Origin of the sequence: Polyangium sorediatum, assembly GCF_029946465.1 — a bacterium.
GTDB classification, from domain to species: Bacteria; Myxococcota_A; Polyangia; order Polyangiales; family Polyangiaceae; genus Polyangium; species Polyangium fumosum.
In genome coordinates this window covers 127,264-150,104 of record NZ_JARZHI010000013.1, presented here as the reverse complement: position 1 = coordinate 150,104, position 22,841 = coordinate 127,264, and the positions used below count along the sequence as shown (strand labels likewise).

The following is a 22,841-nucleotide window of genomic DNA, read 5'->3' as shown; positions in this document are numbered from 1 at the left end:
CCATTTGTCATGCCCCTTTATATTTGCAGGATTCGATTCCCCAGCTCATGGGGACGGTATCCGGCCAAACTTTATCGCGCTCGCACCATACTCGGCACGCATTGCAGAGGGATGACTTCCAATGGTCCCCAAGTCTGTCGGCAATGCTTGCGTCATCCATGCACGCCTCATAACGGTCCACACATGTCGGTTCCTTCTCCTTCCTCCTCCTCTTCGCAAGCGCCTCCGCCGCCCCCGCCGCGACCGTGGCCGTGACCGTCACGCCGACGGCGATGGCGAAGGCCTCGATGATGACCTCGGTGAAGACGACCGTGACGACCACGACGACAGTCACGACCTCCCCGATCGGCCCCCGCTCCGGCATCCCCTGCCCGTTCGCTGCTGCGGGCCTACGCAACAGGCCCCGCGCGAAGACATCCTCGGGGAGCGTCATGCCGCGCAGGGCGATCCGCATGCAACCCCCGACGTCTGGATTGGGCTGGCCGGTCGTCTCCACCTCCACGACACGACCTTCCTGGTCGACCTTCACCGAGGCGTCGAGCGTGTAATATCCGGGCTCAATGGTGCCGCTGAGCTCATCCACACACGCCCTGAGGCGCTCTGCGGTGGCTTCAGGGACGCGCGGCCGGTCGTCGGGCGCCGGAGGGCGGTAGATCCTGGCCGACGAGCAGCCAAGCGGCAGGAGCGAGAGCGTCAGGCAACCGAGAAGGCCCAGGGCGAGGAGGGGCCGCCGACGCGGACGTCGATCAGGGCCCTTCGAGGACGAACGTATCCCAGACCGTGCCCTTGTCATCAATCACCTCGCCCGAGAGCGTCTTGCCCGTGGCGTCGAGGATGACGGCGTGACGGACGGTGCCCGACGCGGCGCGCATCGCGCAAATGGGGCGATCGATGTTCTCGTCCACGTTCGCGAGCGAGGCGCCGCCGCCGCCCGTCGTGATCCACGTGAGGTCGGGGAACGCGAATCGCTCGTAGCCGTGCATGTGGGCCTGGATGACGAGCCGGACCCCGTGTTGCACGAAGAGCGGCTCGAGCTCGGCGCGCGTCGCAGGGTCGTCGGATTTGTCCCCGCACGTGACGATCGGCTTGTGGAGAAAGACCACGGAGAATCGATAGCCGGGCTTCGACGCCGCGTCGGCGAGGGATTCGGCGAGCCATACCCCCTGCTCGGAGGCGATGCCCAGGGGCTGCTCCGTGTCGAGGGAGAAGAACCAGACGCCGCCCGATTCGAAGCGGTAATGGTCGCCCGCGCCGTCGAACCCGGCGCCGCCGAAGAAGCGTCGATAATAAGCCTCGTATTCCTCGGGCACCTCCAGCTCGTGGTTGCCGAGGGCCGGGAAAAACGCGCCCTGCGCGAGCAAGGGGCGCATCGCGGGGAACCAGGAGGCATAGGTCTCCAGGCCGGAGTCGTAATACTGGATGTCCCCGCCGTGCAGCGTGAAATCGGGTCCCTTCGGCAAGACCTGATCGAGCACCTTCTGCGTGATGCGATTGAGGCCCGGGTTCGTGTCGCCGATGGCGAGGAAGCGCAGGTCCGCGCCGTCGGGCTTGGCGGCGCAGACGCGGCCTTTCGCGGCCGGGTCGGCGGCGAGGTGGTAGTCGACGCAGGCGCCGGCCGTGAGGCCCGAGAGGACGGCCTCGTGCGTCCAGTAGGTGCCGGCCTCGTCGGGCGGCGCGCTCGGATCGAGGACCGCCTTGCGCGTCGTGGTGACCTCGTACGTCGTGACCGTGGAGGTCGCTTCGCGTGGTTCGCCCCCGCCCTCGGGCGTGAACACGACGCCCCCCGCGACGCCCTGCCGGCACGCCTCCCAGCGGACGACGGCGGAGGTGCGATCGGCGCGGAGCGACCACGGGCCCTTGCTGATGCCGGGGCCGGGGCAACGTTCGTCCGTGGGTGGAGGCGGAGGGGGCTCGGCGGGCGTCGGATCGCTACAGCCGGAGGCGAGCGAGGCGGCGAGTCCGAGGGCGGCGAGGAGGCGAGGGGAAGCGGCGAGCGTCGGCATGCGCGCCGCATTGTACTCCCGCTCAGGGCGTCGAGGTGAACTTGCCGACGCGGACCTGTTGGAGAATGAACGAGCTTTCGCTGTCGAAGGCGATGTCGGTCGTGCCGCGGCGCGTGCGGGTCATCGTGACGGTGATGTCACACGTGGGCGGGGGTTGATCTGCCGAGCCCGTGGCCTGCAGGGTATTGGCCTGGATCGTGTGCGTGCCGCTGTCGCCGGGGACGTCGATGGTCTCGAGGAACGTGCAGGGGCCGTTCAGCTCCAGGCGCACGTCGTCGTTCGAGCCCGAGGGGGTCCAGGTGATGTTGAGATCGGCCGCGCGCGAGACGGCAGACGCGCCGATCGTGAGGTCGAAGGGCGCGGGCAGGGTGCCGCGGCTCGAAGGCGCGTCGTCGTCGTCCGCGCGCTGGAGGTCGACGAGCAGCTCGGTGCCTTCGGCGGCCGTGTTGAACTTGGCCTCGTAGACGCCGGTCTCCTGGGTCTGCATCTGGACGCGCTTGTCACCGGCCGAGGCGAAGATGCTGTCGCCGCCCGAGAGGTCGACGTAGGTGTTGCTCTCGTCGCCGCCCACCTTGAGCGTGGCGGTGAGCCGGGTCTCCTGGTCGGATTCGGCGGTGGCGAAGAGGATCGCCGCAATGCCGGCGGTCTTGACGTTCTGCGAGTCGACCGTCTCCTTGCAGCCCGAGAGGACGCCGAGGCTGACGACGGCCATCGTGGTGAGCCAACGTGTATTCATGGAAAGCCACTCTTTCTTCAAGGGCGCCCGCGGTGGGGCGCCGGTCCGGCAAAGGTACACGAGTCACCGATCCCAGCGGGGAGCGACGAGCCTGCGATTTCCCTCGACGCTACGCACGGCGTCCGGGGCGTCGAGATCTTGCCGATCCCAGAGCTGGCAGGTGACCTGGCGGTGGCGCTGGTCGAGCGCCTCGCAATAATTCGAGTAGATGCAGCGCCGCACCTCGGCGCCGCGGCCCGCGCGGTGCTTGCGGAACCAGTCGGGATCGGCGAGCGATTGGCGCGCCGCAGCGACGAGATCGGCCTCGCCCTTGGCGAGGATCGATTCGGCCTGGACGAATGTGCCAATGCCACCGGCGGCGACGGTGGGGGTCTCGAGCCCTTCGGCGCGGAGCGCGGCGCGAATGCGGGCCTGCTTTTCGACCTGGCGCGCGAAGGGGCCCCGCGCGTCGGAGAGGGCCGTGGGCATGCACTCGTAGCCGCTCGGCCCGGTGTAGGGATACGCCGCCTCGCCGACCTTGGGTTGCTTCGAATCCTCGAATTTGCCGCCCGTGGAGAGGGATAGAAAGTCCATGCCGGCGCGGGCGAAGAGTCGGGCGTAATGGATCGCGTCGTCGACGCGGCTGCCGCCTTCGATGATCTCGTCGCAAAGGAAGCGGCAGCCGACGGTATACGAGCGGCCGACGGCCTCCCGCACGGCGGCGAAGACTTCGAGCGGCAGGCGCGCGCGCGCGTCGCGGGATCCGCCATACCCGTCCGTCCGGTCGTTTCGCGCAGAGAGGAACGAGGCCATCGTGTAGGCGTGCGCGTAATGCAGCTCGACGCCGTCGAACCCGGCGTCCTTCGCGCGCCTTGCGGCCTCGGCGAAGAGCGAGGGCAGGACACGCGGCAGGTCGCGGATGGGGGGCTCGTGGACGTCGGTGACGCGCTCGCGCGCCCCGAAGCGGAGCGCTTCGAGCTCACGGGGATCGAGGATCCGATCGAGGACATCGTCGCTCGTGGCCCGCAGGAAGGCGCGGACGCTCGTGTCGGGGGCCTCGGTCCACGCGGCGTCGCCGGTCTCGCGCACCAGGTTTTTCCGGTGCGCGGGCGTGAGGACGAGGTGGGTCTCCAGGAATTTTTCGTGGGGCGGGCGCCTCCGGATGCGGAGGAAATCGATGATCTGGACGAAGAGGCGGGTGCGGCCGCCGCTCGTTTCGCGGACGCGGCGCGTGAGCGCGGCGAGGCCGGGCAGAAACCGATCGTGTCCGATGCGCAGGAGCGGCCCGCTCGGGACGTCCCGGATCCCGGTGGCCTCGACGACGAGGACGCCCGGCTCGCCCTCGGCGAAGCGGCCGTACCAGTCGAGCACGTCCTTCGTGACGAAGCCTTCCTCGGACGCGCGCCAGGGGACCATGGCGGGCACCCACGTGCGATCGGCGAGCGTCAGGCCGGAGGCGAGGGTGAGCGGCGAGAAGAGGCGCGAGCGAGCGGCCTCCTCGGCCGTGGGAGGCCGGTCCTCGGGGAGGGGATGGCGGATGCGCTCCTTGGGCTTCCACATGGTGGTGTGTAAACGTGGTCCTTGGGGGTCGAGAACGGGGTCCCGGAGGCTGTGAACGGGGTCTCGGAGGCTGTGAACGGGGTCTCGGAGGCCGTGAACGGAGTCTAGGGAGTCCGTGAACAGAGTCTCGGAGGCCGTGAACGGGGTCTCGGAGGCTGTGAACGGGGGCTCGGAGGCCGTGAGCGGAGTCCCGGAGGCCGTGAACGGGGTCCCGGAGGCTGTGAACAGGGTCTCGAAGGCCGTGAACAGGGTCTCGGAGGCCGTGAACGGAGTCTAGGGAGTCCGTGAACAGGGTCTCGAAGGCCGTGAACAGGGTCTCGAAGGCCGTGAACAGGGTCTCGAAGGCCGTGAACAGGGTCTCGGAGGCCGTGAACGGGGTCCCGGAGGCCGTGAACGGAGGGCCCCTCAGCCGAGCAGCGCCTTCGCGATGACGAGCTTCTGGATCTCCGTCGTCCCCTCGTAGATGCGCAGCGGCCGGATCTCCCGATACAGCCGCTCCACCACGCTCCCTTCGAGCACGCCGATCCCGCCGTGGAGCTGCACGGCCTTGTCGATGATGCCCTGCGCCGCCTCGGTCGCGTACATCTTGCCCATCGCGGCCAGGCTCGTGACGCGCTCGCCCGTGGTGTCGCGTCGATGCGCCGCCCGCGCCACGAGCAGCCGCGCCGCGTCGAGCTCCGTCGCCATCTCCGCGAGGTACGCCTGCACGATCTGCCGATCCGCGAGCGGCGCGCCGAACTGGCGCCGGCGCTTGACGTGATCGAGCGTCGCCGAGAGCGCCCGCGCGGCCATGCCGTTCGCCGCCGCGCCCACCGAGATGCGGAACGCGTCGAGCGTCTCCATCGCGATGCGGAAGCCCGCGCCCACATGCCCGAGCACGTGCTCGTTCGGCACGCGGCAGCCGTCGAGCCGCAAGCGGCCGAGCGGATGCGCGCTCATCGGCAGCGGCTCGAGCGTGAGGCCGGCCGCGCCCTTGGGGACGTAGAACGCCGTGATGCCCTTGCGGCCGATCGAGGGATCGGCGTTCGCGAAGACGACGTGGTGATCGGCGATGGGGACGTTCGAGATGAGCGTCTTTTCCCCGTCGAGCACCCAGCCCTCGCCGTCCTTGCGCGCGACCGTGCGCAAGGAGGCGACGTCGCTGCCCGCCTCCGGCTCGGTGAGCGCGAAGGCCCCGAGGCGGCGGCCCCGCACGACGTCGGGCACGACCTCGGCGATGAGATCCTGCGAGCCGCCGAGGAGGATCGGGTAGGTGCCGAGGCCCTGCACCGCGAAGATCGAGTCGGCTTGCGCGGAGAGCTGCCCGAGCGCCTCGCGCACGAGGACGAGCGCGCGCACGTCGATGTACGCGAGGTCCATCGGGCGGCCCGTCGTGGCGCCGCCGTAGGCCTCGGGGACGAGGTATGCGTACAGGCCGAGGGGGTCGCCGAGGAGGCGGGCGACCTCGGCCGCGTCCTCGGTCGCCCGGAGCACGTCGAGGTGCTCGCCCTGGAGCCGCGCCGCGAGCTCGTGGTGGCGCGCCTCGAAGAAGGGCGCGAGGTCCGGGACGGAGAGCATGAAGCGGGCGCTCATGTCTCGCTCCCTGCGTCGGCCTTCGGCGCGGCCGGCGGCGGATCGCAGATCTCGGCGCCGAGGAAACGCGCCGGGCGTTTGGCCTTGTTGGCCTCGAAGGCCTCGCGGAAATCGGGGTGGGCCATGCAGAGCGCCTGCGCCTGCGCCTCGGCCTCGATCGCGGCGGCGAGGGTCATGTCGTGCTCGCTCTCGAGCATCTGCTTCGTCATGCGGTGCGCGAAGGTCGGGCCCTTCGCGAGGCGCTCGGCCCAGCCGCGCGCCGTCGCGAGGACGTCGGCGTCGGGCACGACGCGGTTCGCGAGGCCGATGCGGTAGGCCTCCTCGGCGCCGAGGAGGTCGCCGAAGAAGAGCAGCTCCGCGGCCCGGCCGCGGCCGACGATGCGGGGCAGGAGGAACGAGGCGCCCATGTCCGCGCCCGAGAGGCCGACGCGCGGGAAGATGAAGCCGATGCGCGCGCTCTCCGCGAAGATGCGCAGATCGCAGGCCGCGGCGATGACCGCGCCCGCGCCCACGGCGACGCCGTTGATGGCGGCGATCACGGGGCGGCGCAGCTCGGCGATGCTCTGGATGAGGGCGCCCGTGACGCGCGTGAACTCGACGAGGCCCGTGATGTCGCGGGCGAAGAGCTCGGCGATGATGCCCTCGACGTCGCCGCCCGAGCAGAAGCCGCGGCCCTTGCCGGTGATCACGACAGCGCGCGCGTCGTTGGCCTTTTCCAGGGAGCGGAAGGTCTGCGCGAGCTCGCCGTACACCTCGAAGGTGAGCGCGTTCAGGCGATCGGGCCGGTTCAGGGTGATCTGGGCGATGCCGCGGGAGATTTCGAGGTCAAAGGTGGTCGGCGAGAGGGTCACGAGTCGTCCTCGGATTTTGCGCGGGCGCGGCGCCTGCCCGTGCCGCGCTCGGGGGTGCGGCGTGCCTCGCCGCGCGGGCCACGGACGGCCGAGAGCTCGGGTCCGTGGATGGTGTGTCGTACCTTGTCGAGCATCCGGACGAGGCTCGACATCTCATTGCCGCTGAGCGCGGAGAAGAGCTTGGAGACGCGCGCGGCGTGGCGGCGCTCGGCGCGCTGGAAGGCGAGCTGGCCCTTGGGCGTGAGGTGCACACGCCAGGCGCGCCGGTCGTTCGGATCGGCCCTGCGCTCGACGAGCCCGTCGCGCGCGGCGCGATCGACGAGGCCGGTGATGTTGCCGGCCGTGACGAGCATCGAGCGCGAGAGCGACGCGAGGGTCTGGCCGTTCTCGCGGACGAGGTTCGAGAGCAGATCGAAGCGCGGCAGGGTCATCTCGTGCTCGAGGTCGTCGCGGATCGCGGCGAGCGCGGCCTTCTGCACGGCGAGGATGCGGACCCACGCGCGCACGGCGGGGTTCTGCTCGCCCTTGCCCGTGGGCTGCGCGCTCACGGGCCTGCGGGTCGGCGCGCCTCGCCTCACGCCGGGTCCGTCGCTCCGCGAAGCACGGCCACGGCCTCGATCTCGACCTTGGCGCGCTTCTCGACGAGGCCCGCGACGCCGAGCAGCGCCATCGCGGGGAAGTGCTTGCCGAGGCGCGCGCGCCACGCCTGCCCGATCGCCTTGAGCGAGCCGCGGTAGGCGTCGAGATCCGTCACGTACACGGTCATCTTGGCGAGGTCCGTGGGGCCGCCGCCGGCCGCGCGCACGACGGCGAGCACGTTGTCGAGCGCCTGCGCGAACTGCTCGGCGAGGTCGTCGGTCTCGAACTCGCACTGCGCGTTCCAGCCGACCTGGCCGGCCACGAAGAGCGTGGGCCCGGAGACCAGGGCGCCGTTCGAGTATCCCTTCGGAGGCAGATACCCCTCCGGGTTCACGAAGGTGAGATTGTCGTTCATGGCTTGTTTCACCGCTTGGGGCTTCGGGTCGCCTTCGGCGCCCTTCGCCCCAAACCCCGTCCTATTTCATGACCTGGCCGCCGTCGATGGGCAGGGCCTGGCCGTGCACGCTGCGGGCCTCGGGCGCGCAGAGCATGGCCACGATGTGGGCGATCTCTTCGGGCTCGGCGAAGCGCTGCTGCGGTGACATGTTCGCGAGGATCTTGTGCGCGGCCTCGGCGCTGCGGCCGGTCTTTTCCGCGATGCGCGAGGTCGCCTCCTCGCCCATGCGCGTCCGCGTCCACCCCGGGCAGACGGCGTTCACGGTGACGGGCGACTTCGCGATCTCCACGGCGAGCGCGCGTGTCATGCCGACCATCGCGTGCTTCGAGGCGCAGTACGCCACGCTGTAGCCGTAGCCGACGAGGCCCGCGTTCGAGGCGACGTTGATCACGCGGCCGAAGCCACGCTCGATCATGCCGGGGACGAAGGCGCGGCAGAGGGCGAAGGCGCTCGTCACGTTCACTTCGAGGAGATCGTCCCAGACCTCGTCCGTCGTCCGGTCGAAGGGCACGGACTCGGCGAAGCCGGCGTTGTTCACGAGCACGTCGACGGGGCCGACGGCGTGCACCACGTCGATCGCGGCCTTCACGCTCGCGCGATCCTTCGCGTCCATGTGCACGGCGACGCCGCCGATCTCGCGCGCGACCTCGTCGATCTCGGGCTGGGTCCGCCCCGTGACGAGGACACGGGCGCCCTCGCGGGCGAGCCGCTCGGCGATGGCGCGCCCGATCCCGCGCCCGCCTCCCGTGACCAGGGCATTTCTTCCGGCGAGGAACATGACGCACGTATAAAAGATTCATATCTAAAGAACAACGCAGCCGAGCGGGCGTGGGCGGGCGGGCCCGGCGGCGGAGCGGGGACGGAGCGTCCGAGCCGAGCGGGCGGCGAGCGTGACGAAACGGGAACGACCCGGGCGCCGCGCGGGTGCGGAATTTGCGCGGGGTGTCGACGCGAAAAGCAGGCGTCCCCGGCCTATCGCGCTGAGCTACGGTCATGCATACTTTTCCGCCATGCGCGACCTTCGGAGCTTCTCGTTTGCGCTCGTATCGTCCTCGAGCCTGCTCGGCGTCGCCGGGTGTGGTCCCGCGCCGGCCCAGGTGCCCGAGTTCGCCTCGATCTGGGTGGCCCCGTCGTCGCCCACCGCGCTCGCGGAGACAGACTTTTTTGATCACCCGTGGCCGAGTGATCTGCGCATCGAAGACGGCTTCCTGCCCCTCGAAGGATTCCCGAACCCGCGGGTCGTGCCGATCCTCTCCGAGTACATCACCAAGATGGATCGCAAGCTCGACGGCTTCTCGCCGGCGGCCGCGGGGTACATGCGCTTCGCGGGTCCGCTCGATCCGAGGTCGCTGCCGCAGACGCCGGCCCTCGCGCTCGAGAAGGACGCGTCGGTGCAGCTCCTCGACATCGATCCCACGTCGCCCGAGTACGGGAGCCGCAAGCTCGTCTCGCTCCAGTTCCGCGCCGAAGAGGGCGTGTATTACCCGACGAACACGCTCGCCTTCATGCCCACGCTGGGCTTCCCGCTCCGGCCCCACACGCGGTATGCGCTCGTCGTGACCGACGCCGTGCGCGGCGCCTCGGGAGGCACCGTGACGAAGAGCGCCGAGCTCGCGCAGGTGCTCGGCGAGCAGAGGCCGGAGCGTGCGGCGGCTGCGGCCGCGAAGGAGGCGCTCGCGCTCGCCGTGGAGGAGATCGAGAGGGCCGGGATCGAGCACGAGCGTATCGTGCACCTCGCGGTCTTCCGGACGAACGATCCGGCGGAGGAGCTCTTCGCGGCGCGGGATCACCTGCGCGCGAACGTGCCCGCGCCGGTCGCGAACCCGTCCGCGTGGATCATCGGAGGCACGTGGGACGCGCGCACCGAGTACATCGGCGTCTACGGGCCTTCGCCGAACTACCAGGAGGGCGTGGTGCCCTTCGAGAAGCCGAGCGACGGCGGCGCGTTCAAGATCGAAGGCGGCGCGCCCGCGGTCGTGGACACCTTCGATCTGCGCTTCTCGCTCACCGTGCCGAACGCGGCCGCGTGCCCGATGCCGGCGGAGGGCTACCCGATCGTGCTCTACGCGCACGGCACGGGCGGCGATTTCCGCAGCTACGTGTACGACGGGACCGCGCGTAGCCTCGCCGAGCAATGCATCGCCTCGATGGGGGTCGACCAGATCTTCCACGGCCGCCGGCCGGGCGCGCCGAAGGACGGCGATACGTCGAGGATCTCGCTGCTCTTCTTCAACGTGAACAACGTGCTGGCGGCCCGGACGAACAGCCGGCAGGCCGCGCTCGACGAGGTGCAGCGGGCGCGGCTCTTCACGGAGTCGAAGATGGAGGTGCCCGCGTCGATCTCGGTGACGGGCCAGGCGATTCGCTTCGACGGCTCGCGCCTTTCGTACTTCGGCCACTCGCAGGGCGGGCTGAACGGTCCGCTTTTCCTCGCCTCGGACGATCAGGCGCGCGGCGGCGTGCTGTCGGGCTCATCGGCGGTCATGGCGATCACGCTGCTCCAGAAGACGAGCCCGTCGCCGAGCATCGCGCAGCTCGTGAAGACGGTCTTTCTCAGCCTGAGGGCCGAAGAGGAGGGCGAGCTCGACCTCTTCCACCCGGCGCTCTCGCTCGCGCAGATGCTCGTGGACGCGACCGATCCGCTGCATTATGCGCGGTATGTTGCCCTCGCGCCGCGCGAGGGCATGGCGCCGAAGAGCATCTACATGACCGAGGGCGTGAACTCCGACGGGACGGGCGACAGCTACTCGCCGACACGCGGGATCGAGATGCACGCGATCGCGATGGGGCTGCCGCTCGTCGAGCCGTCGCAGTGGGCGATCCCCGAGCTCGCGTGGGGCGGGCCGGGCACGGTGGAGATCCCGGAGACGGGGCTCTCGGGCAACCTCGCCGACGGGCAGGCGACGGGCGTGCTCGCGCAGTGGCCGGTGCCGGAGAACTCGGACGGCCACTTCGTGGTCTTCCGCGTGGCCGAGGCGCGATCGCAATCCTCGAAGTTCCTCCGCAGCCTGAGCGACCATCCGAAGGGGCAGGTTTCGCAGCCGTGATCCAAGACTCCGCGAGCGAGCGCGCGGCGCACATCTGCGCCGCGCAGGCGATCACGAAGCGACGCCCACCGGGGCAAGGGGCGTGGGATCTCGCGCGTGATCCCCCCGAGGATCTCGCGGCGATCTGGGCGAACGCAGGCGGGCTCGAGCTCGGCGACGGCACGCGCCTGCTCGGGCCCGAGGAGGTCGGTCCTGCAACGAAATGGCTGACGGAGGAGAAGTCGCTCGGCTGGGACGGCGATCTCTTCGTGATCGGCGAGCGGGACGATCTCGTGATCGTGCGGGACCTCGATCGCGAGGGGAGACGCGCGGGCGGCGGGGTGCTGGAAGCGCCGACGGACGGGCTCGAAGCGTTCCGGCGTGTCGCGTGGGACGTGCTCGGGTACCTGGAGACGCGGCTCGGGTTGGAGCCTGCGCCGCGGCCCACGCCGGAGATCGCGGCGCAGAAGGCGGCCTCGCAGAAGGACGGCGCGACGCTCACGCGGGTGCTGGCCGAGCCGTTTTACCCGGGCAGCGAGGCCGCGGCCGCGCACGCGGCGCTCGTGCTCGGCGAGATCCTGGCGGCCGCGGGGGACGACGTGGCGGCGATGCGCGCGTTCGTGCGGAGCGTGTCGTTTCGGGTGCAAGGCGCGCGTCGCGGGGCCGAGGCGCTGGAGCGCGCCGCGGGCTTCCGCGCGGCGGCGCGCGTGGCCGAGTCGGTGGGCGCGAAGGCGCTCGCCGAAGCATGCCTCACGCGCGTCAGCGTTTGAGAGGGTGCTTCACAGCGTAGCGCCGGGGTTTCACCCCGGACCCGACGAGGGGCTGTCCGCCCCTCGACCCGGACCAGGGCCAGCCCTGGACCTTCCCGTGTCAATCGAACTCGACCGGCTCGTTCTCGCCGGCGATCCCCAGCATGCCGAGGATCTGCTCGACTTCGAGCCGCGTTTCGAGCTCGGGGTTCGACTTGAGGAACCCTTCGAGTTGCTTCTTCGCGGCCTTGCGGTTGCCTTTCGCGGCGTAGGCGAGGCCGGCGGCCTGCATCGCTTCGCCGTCGCCGGGGAACCTGCGCAGCGCCTCGTTCGCCTGGGAGAGCGCGCCGTCGAGGTCGCCGAGCTGGCGCAGGAGGTGCGAGAGCGCGACGCGCGCGCCGAGGTAGTTCGGGGCGAGGCGGAGCGCCGCGCGGTAGGCCTCGCGCGCGGTCTCGCGCTCGCCCGTCTCGAAGAGGGCGGCGCCGAGGAAATGGAACGCGTAGGGGTTCCTCGGGTCGGCCTTGATGACGTTCCGCAGCGCGACGAGCGCCTCGATGAAGCGGCCGTCATTCATGAGCTCGGTCGCCTCCTCGACCGCGTCCCATCGGGCGGCGTCTTGTGCATCCACGGTCTGCGTTGCCATGCGCGAAGCATACGCGCGGAAAGCGCGGCGCGCCGTAAGGCGACCGATCCGCGCTTCCGGCACCGCGTGTTTCGTGGTTAGTCCCCCCTCGTGAAGCCCCGCGAGCCCGCGCTGTTCCAGGCCTTCGCGGCGATCCTCGTGATCGCGGTGGGCCTCGTGTTCTGGCTGCCCGGGTTCGGACGGACAGGCGGGGTGTTTCCGGTCCCCCTCGACGACGTCTACATCCACTACGGCTTCGCGCGATCCGCGGCGCTCGGCCATCCGTTCGCGTGGCTGCCGGAGAACGGGTACTCCTCGGGCGGGACGAGCCTGACGTACCCGCTCGTGCTCGCGCCTGCGTGGGCGCTCGGCCTGCGGGGCGCGTGGCTCTCGTATTTCGCCGCGGCGCTCGCGTGTGTTTGCTTGTGGGATCTGTGCCGCTCGATGTGGGCCTTGCTCGACGGCGCGCCGCGGCGCGCGGCGTGGATCGCGGCGCCCTTGCTCCTCGCGGTGCCGCTCGTCGACTGGAGTTTTTACTCTGGCATGGAGACGGCGCTCTTCGCCGGGATCCTCGGGCGCGTGCTCGTGGCGGCGCATCACGCGACGACAGCCTCGCCAACCGCGCGTAGCTCCGCGCAGCTCCGCGCCGGGCTCTGGGGCGCGCTGCTCGTGGCCACGCGGCCCGAGTCCGCGGCGCTCGTCGGGCCGCTCGGCGTGGCCGTCGTGTATGGCGCGCGTTCGCTCGGCACGTTCCCGTCGCTCCTCCGCGCGCTCGGCCCGATGGGGGTTTTCCTGGGCGCGCAGGCGGCGGCGAACCTCGTGTTCACCGGGGAGATCAGCCAGGCGGGCGCCGTCCGCAAGCTCGTCGGGTCGAACCCGTACCTCACGCCGATCGAGGCGGCCGTGGAGGTCATCAAGAACCTCGCCGTGTTGCGGGCGCAGGCGTTCGACGTCGCGCTCGGAGGCCCGTCCTTCGCGTTCGTCGCGCCGCTCCTCGCGCTCGTGGCGGTCTTGTCGCGGCGCACGCGTCTGCTCGCGGCGCCGCTCGTCGCAGGCGCGATCGGCATGCTCCTGCTCGTGTCGTTGAACACGACGGCGCGGTACCAGAACTTCCGGTACGCGGTGCCATCGCTGCTGTTTTTGCTCGTCGCCGCGGCGCTCGGCGCGGGGGAGCTGATGCGAAGGGGGCGGGTCGTTCGCGGGCTCGGGCTCGGGCTCGCGTTCGTCGCCACGCTCGCGCCCGCGAGGCTTTTCCCGCGGCAGATCGATCACTTCGCTCGCGCTTCGGGCAACATCGAGCACCAGCAAGCCGAGGTCGCGCGCAGGCTCGCCGCGCTCTCGCCGCGTCCGCGTCGGGTCCTCGTCGGTGATGCGGGGGCGATCCCCTATCTCTCGGGCCTCTCCGCGCTCGATGGCCTCGGCCTCGGCGGGTATCACGATCTGCCCTTCGCCCGCGCCTCGGTGCACGGGATCCCCGCGATCGTCGAGCTCATCGAGCGGATGCCGGAGAACGAGCGTCCCGACGTGCTGGCGATCTACCCGGGCTGGTTCCCCGATCTCGCGCGATCGTTTGGGAAGGAAATGTTCTCCGTGCGGATCGAGGACAACGTGATCTGCGCCGCGCCGGAGAAGGTCGTGTATGCCGCGGACTGGTCCTCGCTCGCGCCGAAGGGGGAGACACGGGCGGGCGCGGTGGACGAGATCGACGTCGCGGACCTCGTGGACGAACGCGCGCACCGATACACGTTCCCGCGGCCGCAGGCCGGGTGGGTGATCGGCGCGACGTTGAGGGACGAGGCCGGGCATCCGCGGTTCGACGCGGGGCGCATCGTTCCCCAGGGGCAAAATGAGTCGTTCGTCGTCGCGTCGCACGTCGCGCGAGGCCCCGCGACGCTCGTGCTGCGGACCGACGGGGGTGGACCGGTCACGCTCCGGATCGAGCACACCGGGGGAGGTACGCAGACCGTGGAGATCCCGGCGCGGGACGAAGGGGCCTGGTTCGAGGCGCGTGTCGCGCTGTCCTCGGTCGGCGGCCAGGATTCGGTGAAGATCACGGCGCAGCAGAACGCGTGGCGGAGCTTCCACGTGTGGCTCGTACGACCTTGAAGATCACGGGCGCCGTCCGTGGCATCCTCGCGGCATGGCGGATCGTCCCTCCTGGACACGCGCGCTCGTGAACGCGGGGCGCGAGGCCCTCGCGTTCGGGCGGCAGGCGTGGCTCCTGCGGCACGATCTGGAGGGGGCGCCGGCGTCTGCGGAGGTGCGGGACGGGGAGGACGTCGTGGTGCTCCTCCACGGGCTTTTCGCGACGGCCGGGGGGCTGCGTCCCATGCGGCGGGCGATCACGCGGCACAAGGGCGTCCACGCCGCCGCGATGACCTATCCGCCGGGGCCGGGCGTCGAGGAGCTCGCGGAGCGGCTCGCGGCGCTCGTCTCGGAGCTTCCGGGCGCGGCGCGGCTGCACCTCGTGGGGCACAGCCTCGGCGGCGTCGTGGCGCGGTTTTACACGCAGGAGGCGGGGGATACGCGGGTCGTGCAGACGATCTCGATGGCGAGCCCGTTCGCGGGCGTCGTCGGGGCGAGCGCGCTCGGGTTCGGGGCGGCGCGTGATCTCGCGCCGGACAGCGCGGTCCTCCGCAAGATCCGCCTCGCCGCTTCGGCGACGGCGAACGTCCCGCATCTCTCGATCATCGCGGCGGCGGACGCCGTCCTGCGTTCGCCCGTGTCACACGCCCTGCCCGGCGGCGAGGTGATCGTGTTGGAGGGCCAAGGGCACAACACGGTGCTCTTCGACGAGGAGGTCGCGCGGATCGTCGAGCGGCGGATCCTCACCCGCCGCAGAAAAACGTGCTAGGTGCGGTGACCGTGCGTCGCAACGTAAAAGCTTCGTGGATCGGAGTCGCGCTCGCCCTCGGGATCGCGCTCGCGCCGGACGTCGCGCGGGCCGATGCGTCGGCGTGGGCGTTCGCGGGGGCAGGGGCGCTCGCGTGGAAAGAGGGGACGGCGGCGCTCGCGCCGCGCGTGGCCTTCAACTTCGATTACGGCGTGGGCACGTCGCCGGACGGGTCGTTCATCATCGGCGGGCTCGCGCGGCTCACGCCCGTGATCGACGAGGGCGCGGACCTGTCGCTGCTCGCGCGCTTCGCCACGCACGGCTTTCAAGCGGGCAAGGTCGGCGTCGCGGTCGACGTGGGCGGCTACCAGCGGCTCTGGGGGACGTACTCGCGCGGCGTGGCCGGGGGCCTCACGCTGGGCTTGCCGCTCGGCTTCTCGATCGGCGTGCAGGGGCTCTACGGGACGGGTGATGCGCTCGCGTTTGGCGCGTTCGCCGGCATCGATTTCTTGCGCCTGACGGTCTACCGGCAGTCGATGCTCGACGCGTGGCCGAACCCGTACCCGGCGCATCAAACGCCGGCGGCGACGGCCTCGTTTGGGACGTCGCCGCGGTTCTTCTGATCGGAATTCAGATCGCCGCGAGGGCCTCGACCAGGCGGTCGAGGTCGGCGCGCGTGTGGCGCTCGGTCACGGCGATGAGCAGCTCGCCCTTGCGGTCGGCGCTGACGCGGCCGAGGTCGTAGCCGGGGATGATCTGCTGCGCGGCGAGCGTGTCGCAGACCTTCTTCGCGTCGCCGCCGCGCACGCGCACGACGAACTCGTTGAAGGTCGGGGCGCCGTAGGGCAGCGCGTAACCTTCGAGGCCTGCGATGGCCTTCTTCAGGTACTCGGCCTTGGCGAGGCACTGGCGCGCGGCTGCCACAAAGCCCTGCTTGCCGAGCATGCACATCTTGATGGTCACCGCGGTCGCGCAGAGGCCGCTGTTCGTGCAGATGTTGCTCGTGGCTCGCTCGCGCCGGATGTGCTGCTCGCGCGTGGCCAGCGTCAGCACGTAGCCGCGGTTGCCTTCCTTGTCGACGGTCTCGCCGACGATGCGGCCGGGGATCTGCTGGAGGTATTTGCGGTCTTCGCGGCAGGCGAAGAGCCCCACGCCGGGGCCGCCGAACTGCGGCGGGAGGCCGAGCGGCTGGCCTTCGCCCACGGCGATGTCGGCGCCGAGCGCGCCGGGGGATTCGAGGAGCGCGAGCGCGTACGGGTCCTGCGTCGCCGTGATGACGAGCGCGCCTTTGGCGTGCGCGGCCTCGGCCACTTTGCGGAGATCGCAGATGGATCCGTAGAAGTTCGGGTACCCGACGAGGACACACGCAGTCTCGGGCGTGATCGCGGCTGCGAGTGCGTCGACGTCCGCGGCGCCGTCGGCGGCGAGGGGCACGGTCGTGAGGGATGCCTTGCCGGCCCCGAGGCTCCGTACGTGCGTCTCGATCGTCTCGAGGTACTCGGGGTGGATGCCTCCGGAGATCACCGTGTGCTCGCGCCCGACGAGCCTGCGCGCCATGAGCACCGCCTCGGCGGCTGCACTCGCGCCGTCGTACATCGACGCGTTTGCGAGCGGCAGGCCGAAGATCTCGCTGATGATCGTCTGGAACTCGAAGATCACCTGCAGCGTGCCCTGCGCGACCTCGGGCTGGTAGGGCGTGTACGCCGTGTAGAACTCGCTGCGCAGGAGGAGCTGATCGGCGGCGGGCGGGAAATGATGCTCGTAGGCCCCGGCGCCGAGGAACGAGAGCATGCCGGCCGCGCGGTTCTTGCGGCCGAGCTCTTCGAGGTGGCGCATGAGCGACGGCTCGTCGACCGGCGCGGGCAGGTCGAGCGGGCGATCGTAGCGGGCACGCGCGGGGATCGATTCGTAGAGCGCCTCGAGTGAAGGCAGGCCGACGGCCTCCAGCATCGAAGCGATCTCCTCGGTCGTATGAGGGAGGTATCGCATGGGTGTGGAGAGAGAGGAGGGGAAGGCCGCGGCCTGTCTCAGTGGCCGGCGTTCTTCAGCAGCTCAGTATAGGCCGTGACGTCGAGCAGGCCATCGAGCTCGCTCCGATCGGAGGGCTCCACGGCGATCATCCACGCGCGGTCGTAACAATCCTCGTTCACCTTCTCCGGCTCCCTCTCCAGGAGATCGTTGATCTGCACGACCTTGCCGCTCACCGGGGCGAAGAGGTCGCTCAGCGTCTTGACGCTCTCGATGGTCCCGAAGGCTTTGCCCTGGGTGATCGTCTCGCCGACCTTCACGTCGAGGTTCACGAGTGTGATGTCACCGAGCTGATCCACGGCGTACGCCGTGATGCCCACGAGCACCCGGCCGTCCTCTTCCTTCGTCCACTCGTGATCCTTGGTGTACCGACGATCCGACCGAACATCATCGCTGCTCATACGAAGCCCTCTCCTGTCCCCTGCTACGACGACACGCTTTCGTTACGACGAACGCTTGTAAAACGGAGTCTTCACCACGACGGCGCTCACCGAGCGGCCGCGGCAGTCGACCTCGATCGACGTGCCCACCTCGGCGAGCGACGTGGGCAGGTACCCGAGGCCGATGTTCTTGCCGACCGTGGGGCCGGGGCTGCCGCTCGTGCACAAGCCGACCTTGATCCCCACCTTGTCGAGGAGCGGGTAGCCGTGCCGCGCGATGCCGCGGCCGATCATCTCGAAGCCGACGAGCTTGCGCGTCAGGCCCGCGGCCTTGAAGCGCTCGAGCGCCGTGCGACCCACGAAGTCGCCCTTGTCGAGCTTCACGACCCAGGCAAGGCCGGCTTCGAGCGGGTTCGTCGATTCGTCGATCTCGTTGCCGTACAGCGAGAGGCGGGCTTCGAGGCGGAGCGTGTCACGCGCGGCGAGGCCGGCCGGCTCGAGGCCGAGCGGCGCGCCGAGCTCGACGAGCGCACGCCAGAGCTGCGCCGCGCCGTCCGTGGGACAGAAGATCTCGACGCCGTCTTCGCCCGTGTACCCCGTGCGCGCCACCGTGCACGGGACGTTCGCCAGCGTGGCGTCGCGGAAGTGGAAGCTCGGGAGCTCGGCGAGCGCGGCGCCTTCCCCGCCCGCCTGCGCGAGCAGCGCGAGCGCCTTCGGGCCCTGCAGCGCGATGAGCGCCGTGCGGTCGGAGGCGTCGTCGAAGTCGCAGTGGTTCGCCGCGGCGGCCCGGAAATGCGCAACCATCTTGTCGCGGTTCGCGGCGTTGCAGACGATGAGCCATTTGGTCTGCGACACGCGGTAGACGATGAGGTCGTCGAGGATCGTGCCCGCGTCGTTGCACGCGACGGTGTAGAGCGCCTGCCCGTCCATGAGGCGCTTCGCGTCGTTCGTGATGAGGTGGTTGACCACGTCCGCCGCGTCGTCGCCCGAGAGGACGAGCTCGCCCATGTGGGAGACGTCGAAGATCCCAGCGGCCGCGCGGACTGCGCGGTGCTCGTCCGTGACGCCCTTGTACTGCACGGGCATCTCCCAGCCCGCGTAGGGCACGAGGCGACCGCCGAGCCTGAGGTGCTCGTCGTAAAGGGGGGTCCTGCGAAGCGCTGCCGGGGACTGATCCATGGTCGACACCCGCGCGATGTAGTCCGGATCGGGGGCAAAGTCGATGGTCGTCCGGTGCGGTCCAGCACGGACGCACGATCCCAGCATACGCGTGCCATGACGCGTCGCGCCTCCTGTTGGAGGGCTTATTCGAGCTTCGTGGGGTCGAGGGGTTGTCCCTGTGGCGTGAGGCCGAGTTCGCGCCATCGCTCTTCTTCGGTCATGCCGTCTTTCGCCGGGGGGCGGGTCACGTCGCGCACCACGATTTCGGTGTGGTCGTCTCGCACGAGGATCTCGATGTCGAGGACACGCGCAGGCGCGGGCGCGGACTTTGCCGTCGCGCCGTGGAACACCGTTTTCGGCGCGGCGGACTCGACCCGCGCGGAGACGACGCGCTCTTTCACGTACGTCGCGACGTCCTCGGCGCGCAGGCTGCCCCGGGCGAAAAAGGCGTCGGGAAACTGCGCGGTCACGGTCATCGCGCGAGGTAGTTTGAGCCCAAACGCATCGACTGTACCCTCTGCGAGTTCGCCGGGCGCGAGCTGATCGGGGCGCGGGGGCGGCGCTGCGGAGGAGGCGCCGGCGGGCGCACGGTGCTCGCCCTCCCCGCGGCAGGCCGCGAGGAGCACGAGCGCCGCGGAGGCGCAGAGGAGCGCGTGTTTCACTCGAGGACGAGGCCCCACGAGTCGATCCTCACCGAGGTGCGCGGCGGCGGCAGGCGCTTCGTCACGGTGTTCGTCTTCGAGTTGTCCGCCGACGTGCCGCCCTGGCCGGTCTGGAAGACGAGCTGGAATTCGCCCGCGGTCGAGTTGCTCACGGTGGACATCGCGCCAAACGCGGGGTCGGCGAAGTCGAGCTGCTCGTAGCAGCTCGGCGTCTGCGTGACGGCCACGCCGAACACGACGGTGCCGGGCTGCTGGTTCTCGAAGAAGCTCACCGTCTGCGCTGCGTTCACTGGATCCTGTACGTACCGCGGGCAGGGCCAGTCGGCCGGCGGCGTGGGGCCGTTCGCGCTGCAAGCCGTCTTCCGGTAGTAGTCGACGCCCCACACGGCGCCGTAGCCGTCGGCGCACGCGTTGCCTTGCGCGCCGGTCGGCGTGAACGTCGAGAAGTACGCGACGCCGTTGAAGAGCGAGATCGGGCCGGTCACGCGCACGCCGTTCTCGAAGGGGATCACCCAGTTGCTCTTCGTGACGAACGTGCCCGCGCCGTTCGGTTCTTCGCGGATCGACCACGCGCGCGTCTGCACGCCCGCGCTCGACGTGAACGTCTCTTGATCCCCGGTCGACAAGAGGACGACGGGGTTGCCGATCGGATCGACCGTGACGATCGGCGGCGTCTCGATGGGCTGGCGCGTCGCGGCCGTGTCGCTCCCGAACGCGTATGCGTCCCACGCGAGATCGACGGTCCACTTGTCGGGCTTCGGCGAGGCGAGGTTGATGCGATAGAGCGTCCCGTCCGCGTCGCCGACGTAGATGCGATCGGAGACCTGGCCGGGCAACGAGGGGTAGGGGACGGGGACGCCGGTGACGGGCGAATCGAAGGCGTTTTCCTTCACCTTCGCCGAGGGCAACACGGGGCCGTCGTCCGCCTTGCCGCGGAAGTTCATGAGGAGCTCGCCCGTGTCGAGGCGGACGACCGAGAGCGAGCGCGCCGCGCCGACCCTGCCGCTCGCGTCGTGCCAGCACCGCACCACGTCGCCGCTGGTCTTGGGCTGGTACGCATCGGACGACGCGACGGTCGTCGACGTCTTGAGGCGCGGGCAGCTCCCGGTCGTGAGCGTCGTCGTGCCGCCCGGGAGGATCGCGACGGCGACCTCTTTCACGTCGCCACTGCCGTTGTCGACGGCGATCGTGGTGATCGCGGGCTTGATCGTGGTGGCCCCGAAGAGCGGCTCGCCGTTCGTGTTCGTCGAGAGCTGCCAGAGGAACTTCGGGTCCGAAGGTTTCGTCACGTCGAGCGCGTAATAGAAGCTGCCGCCGAGGCCGCCGGCCGCGATGAGCACGCTCCTCCACTTCGAGCCCGCGGCGCCGGCCTGCGCCTGCGCGCGCGTGCGCTCGAAGATCACGTCCTTCACGACGGGGCTTCCATCGAGGAGGAACGCCTGCCGACCGTACGTGGGCAAAAGACCGGGGAGCACGTGCGGCGGGAGGAACGACCAGAGCTCGTTGTTCTCCAGCGTGTCGACGCGCTGCGCGTCGGCCGAATCGTTCGACGCGACCTTGAACGCGTGGAGCTGGCCGTCGGTCGTGGCCGCGAAGAGCACGAGCGGGCGCTTCTTGTACTCCGGATCGGCGGCGAACGCGGCGTACGACTCGTCGCGGAGGAACTCGTTCGGCGCGCCCATCGTGACGGGCGAGGCGTGGTAGATGCTGCCGAAGCCGTTGCCATAGCGAGACTGCGGCACGCCGGGCATGCCGACCTCCCAGCGGACCACCGTGTCGGCGCAGGTGTTCGCGTTCGCGCCCGAGCCGGCGATCGCCTTGCACGAATCCGGCACGGGGCTCGAAGGGATGTCGAGCGCGAGTGGCGTTTGCGCGAGCGTCGACGCGAACAGCGCGCCGTCGAGCAAGCCCGTGGTCGTGCCGCCATAGAGGCCGAGGCCGTCGTCCGTGGTGACGCTCGGCCGCAGCGAGCGGCGCGAGTAAACCTGCCCGTTCGCCTGCGGGCCGACGAGCGTGAAGAACTTGCGGGACGGGGTGTTCGAGTTGAGGTTCGCCTCGAAGTCGTCGCCCTTGGCTTGCTCGATCGACGCGAGCACGGGCTTGAGCACGCCGCCCTGGTTCTCGCAGACGTAGCGCTTGCGCTCGAGGTTGCCCGTCCAGAGCGAGCCGACCGGCGCGTCGAAGGACGTGACGAACTGGTAGCCGGCGGCCGAGGCGTTGCCCTGGCTCGTCGTGGCGCCGGCCGTGGAGAAGACAGGGATCGTGCGGCTCGTCGAGCCCGCCGAGACGACGGCGAGGACCTGATCGAGCGCGCTCTTCAGCGAAGGCAGGTCGTTCGCGAAGAACGCGCGCTTCGTGCCGCCCTCGTACGCGATGCGCGAGAGCGTGCAACAAGCCTTGAGCGTGCCCGTCGCGTTCGAGCAGAGGCCGCCAGGGCTCACGATGTCGCTCTGCGTGAGCGCGCTGCAATCGGTGCCCCCCGCCTGCGACAAACCGAAGCCGATCGCGAAGGTCTTGATCGGGTGCGACTGCGTCACGAGCTGGTGCGCGATCTCGTGCGGCCGCGCGTAGGGGCACTTGCCGTTGCCCGTCGCGCAGGACTCGCGCAGGTCGAGGTTCGGCTCGCCGTCCGAGAGGAGGATGACGAACTGGTCGCGGCACTTGCCCGCGTAGTACGGGTCGTTCTTCGGACCGAAGGGTTTGCCCGTGGCCGGATCGTTGGATCCGTCGTTCAGCAGGTAGTCGCGCGCGTCGGCGAGGATGCCCGCGATCGGCGTCGCGCCGTAGGGCCGCATCGCGAGGAGCGAGCTCTGGATGCGATCGTTCGTCTGCTGCACCTGCGCGATGGGCGCGTCGTGCGGGCCGAAGCCGAGGAGGCGGCCCTCCCACGGCGGCGCGGCGGGGTTTCGCCCGCCGACCTCGAAGTCGTGGGTCGCGCAGTTCGGCGGGTTGCCGTTCGCGGGCGAGCCGCCGGAGCTCCAGTTCGGGTAGTAGCTCCACATGCCCTTCGTGCCGTCGTTCGGCGTGGGCACGGAGCCGCTCGCGCCGGTGCCGGGATCGGGCAGCGTGTCGAACGTCATCAGGCCGAAGCGGACGCGATCGCGGTACGTGTCGAGCAGGCCGTCGTTCGCTTGCTGGAAGCCCGGCGCCGCGCAGGCCTGGCTCGTGTTGTTCCACGCGTGCGTCTTCAGAGCGTTCGCGGGCCAGTCCCACCAGGAGCCGCCCATCGATCCCGGGCCGTACGCGCAGCCGTTCGAGAGGATGCGGTGGAACGGCAAGTAGTACTTGTAGTCGTAAGGATCGGGGCCGCTCGGCAGCGTGAACTCGTTGAGGAACGAGGTCGACGATCGATCCTGCGCGAAGCAGGAGAAGTTCTGGATCGTCCCCGTCAGGACCGTGACCAGCGTGGCCCAGCGGTTGAGCGGCGTGGCCGTCCCGGGGACACACGTCGCGCCGGCCTCCTCCGGCCGTTTGCCGCTCGCCATGTTTTCCATCGACCCCGAGGTGTCGATGACGAGCAGCACGTTCGGCAGCGGCGGGTTGATGTCGAGCTGCGCCTCGGCGACCGAAGCGAAGGACGCGATCGAGAGCAGGGCTGCTGCGGCGATGGGCGAGGCGAGGACGCGGGTCAGGGTTCGCATGA

Annotated in this window: 20 protein-coding genes; 5 read left to right on the top strand and 15 right to left on the bottom strand. The window is 70.2% G+C overall.

From position 1 onward, the window contains the following. Positions 1–7: 7 nt before the first annotated feature. The 9 genes from QHF89_RS17560 to QHF89_RS17520 all read right to left on the bottom strand — a co-directional run bounded on the left by QHF89_RS17560 (position 8) and on the right by QHF89_RS17520 (position 8,515). Positions 8–529 carry a hypothetical protein gene (locus tag QHF89_RS17560; protein ID WP_136969273.1) on the bottom strand — a complete coding sequence of 174 codons (522 nt, stop codon included), beginning with the start codon at positions 527–529 and terminating at the stop codon, positions 8–10. Positions 530–746: 217 nt separating this feature from the next. After that, positions 747–2,003, bottom strand: coding sequence for a metallophosphoesterase family protein (locus QHF89_RS17555; RefSeq protein ID WP_136969274.1), 1,257 nt, complete (start codon positions 2,001–2,003; stop codon positions 747–749). Between the two features lie 22 nt (positions 2,004–2,025). Then, a complete protein-coding gene (locus QHF89_RS17550) occupies positions 2,026–2,739 on the bottom strand; it encodes a hypothetical protein (protein WP_136969275.1) in 714 nt (237 codons plus the stop codon). A gap of 63 nt (positions 2,740–2,802) precedes the next feature. Next, positions 2,803–4,278 carry an oxidoreductase gene (locus tag QHF89_RS17545; RefSeq protein WP_136969276.1) on the bottom strand — a complete coding sequence of 492 codons (1,476 nt, stop codon included), beginning with the start codon at positions 4,276–4,278 and terminating at the stop codon, positions 2,803–2,805. Positions 4,279–4,683: 405 nt separating this feature from the next. Continuing rightward, positions 4,684–5,850 carry an acyl-CoA dehydrogenase family protein gene (locus QHF89_RS17540; protein WP_284720615.1) on the bottom strand — a complete coding sequence of 389 codons (1,167 nt, stop codon included), beginning with the start codon at positions 5,848–5,850 and terminating at the stop codon, positions 4,684–4,686. Next, positions 5,847–6,701, bottom strand: a complete 855-nt coding sequence (locus QHF89_RS17535) for an enoyl-CoA hydratase family protein (RefSeq protein ID WP_136969277.1) — start codon at positions 6,699–6,701, stop codon at positions 5,847–5,849. The genes QHF89_RS17540 and QHF89_RS17535 overlap by 4 nt, the downstream gene beginning before the upstream one ends. Next, positions 6,698–7,279, bottom strand: a complete 582-nt coding sequence (locus QHF89_RS17530) for a MarR family winged helix-turn-helix transcriptional regulator (protein WP_136969278.1) — start codon at positions 7,277–7,279, stop codon at positions 6,698–6,700. The genes QHF89_RS17535 and QHF89_RS17530 overlap by 4 nt, the downstream gene beginning before the upstream one ends. After that, positions 7,276–7,695, bottom strand: coding sequence for a RidA family protein (locus QHF89_RS17525; RefSeq protein WP_136969279.1), 420 nt, complete (start codon positions 7,693–7,695; stop codon positions 7,276–7,278). The genes QHF89_RS17530 and QHF89_RS17525 overlap by 4 nt, the downstream gene beginning before the upstream one ends. 61 nt (positions 7,696–7,756) lie before the next feature. After that, positions 7,757–8,515, bottom strand: coding sequence for an SDR family NAD(P)-dependent oxidoreductase (locus QHF89_RS17520; protein ID WP_136969280.1), 759 nt, complete (start codon positions 8,513–8,515; stop codon positions 7,757–7,759). Between the two features lie 232 nt (positions 8,516–8,747). On the opposite strand from QHF89_RS17520, the gene QHF89_RS17515 reads away from it, so the two are divergent. Together QHF89_RS17515 and QHF89_RS17510 are read left to right on the top strand one after the other, a co-directional pair. Continuing rightward, positions 8,748–10,784, top strand: coding sequence for an alpha/beta hydrolase family protein (locus QHF89_RS17515; protein ID WP_136969281.1), 2,037 nt, complete (start codon positions 8,748–8,750; stop codon positions 10,782–10,784). Next, positions 10,781–11,533, top strand: coding sequence for a hypothetical protein (locus QHF89_RS17510; protein WP_136969282.1), 753 nt, complete (start codon positions 10,781–10,783; stop codon positions 11,531–11,533). The genes QHF89_RS17515 and QHF89_RS17510 overlap by 4 nt, the downstream gene beginning before the upstream one ends. A 100-nt stretch (positions 11,534–11,633) precedes the next feature. On the opposite strand, the gene QHF89_RS17505 is transcribed toward QHF89_RS17510, so the two are convergent. Beyond that, positions 11,634–12,155, bottom strand: a complete 522-nt coding sequence (locus QHF89_RS17505; protein WP_136929814.1) for a tetratricopeptide repeat protein — start codon at positions 12,153–12,155, stop codon at positions 11,634–11,636. A 90-nt stretch (positions 12,156–12,245) separates the two neighbouring features. Between QHF89_RS17505 and QHF89_RS17500 the strand changes: the two genes are divergently transcribed. From QHF89_RS17500 to QHF89_RS17490, 3 genes are read left to right on the top strand one after another with little or no spacing between them, the layout of a single operon-like run. Then, on the top strand, positions 12,246–14,240 hold the full coding sequence (locus QHF89_RS17500) for a hypothetical protein (RefSeq protein ID WP_136969283.1): 1,995 nt from the start codon (positions 12,246–12,248) through the stop codon (positions 14,238–14,240). Positions 14,241–14,274: 34 nt separating this feature from the next. After that, positions 14,275–14,988, top strand: a complete 714-nt coding sequence (locus tag QHF89_RS17495) for an esterase/lipase family protein (RefSeq protein WP_136969284.1) — start codon at positions 14,275–14,277, stop codon at positions 14,986–14,988. An 11-nt stretch (positions 14,989–14,999) separates the two neighbouring features. After that, positions 15,000–15,590, top strand: coding sequence for a hypothetical protein (locus QHF89_RS17490; protein WP_136969285.1), 591 nt, complete (start codon positions 15,000–15,002; stop codon positions 15,588–15,590). A gap of 7 nt (positions 15,591–15,597) precedes the next feature. Here the strand turns inward: QHF89_RS17490 and gcvPA are convergent, their stop codons facing one another. The 5 genes from gcvPA to QHF89_RS17465 form a co-directional block, all read right to left on the bottom strand. Continuing rightward, complete coding sequence (gene gcvPA, locus QHF89_RS17485) at positions 15,598–16,956, bottom strand: aminomethyl-transferring glycine dehydrogenase subunit GcvPA (protein ID WP_136969286.1); 1,359 nt, start codon at positions 16,954–16,956, stop codon at positions 15,598–15,600. Positions 16,957–16,994: 38 nt separating this feature from the next. Next, on the bottom strand, positions 16,995–17,396 hold the full coding sequence (gcvH, locus tag QHF89_RS17480) for a glycine cleavage system protein GcvH (RefSeq protein WP_136929819.1): 402 nt from the start codon (positions 17,394–17,396) through the stop codon (positions 16,995–16,997). A 42-nt stretch (positions 17,397–17,438) separates the two neighbouring features. After that, complete coding sequence (gcvT, locus tag QHF89_RS17475; RefSeq protein ID WP_136969287.1) at positions 17,439–18,554, bottom strand: glycine cleavage system aminomethyltransferase GcvT; 1,116 nt, start codon at positions 18,552–18,554, stop codon at positions 17,439–17,441. A 125-nt stretch (positions 18,555–18,679) separates the two neighbouring features. Further along, positions 18,680–19,198 (bottom strand): hypothetical protein, encoded by a 519-nt coding sequence (locus QHF89_RS17470; RefSeq protein WP_136969288.1) that lies wholly within the window; start codon positions 19,196–19,198, stop codon positions 18,680–18,682. Further along, positions 19,195–22,839, bottom strand: a complete 3,645-nt coding sequence (locus QHF89_RS17465) for a PilC/PilY family type IV pilus protein (RefSeq protein WP_136969289.1) — start codon at positions 22,837–22,839, stop codon at positions 19,195–19,197. The genes QHF89_RS17470 and QHF89_RS17465 overlap by 4 nt, the downstream gene beginning before the upstream one ends. Positions 22,840–22,841 lie beyond the last annotated feature (2 nt).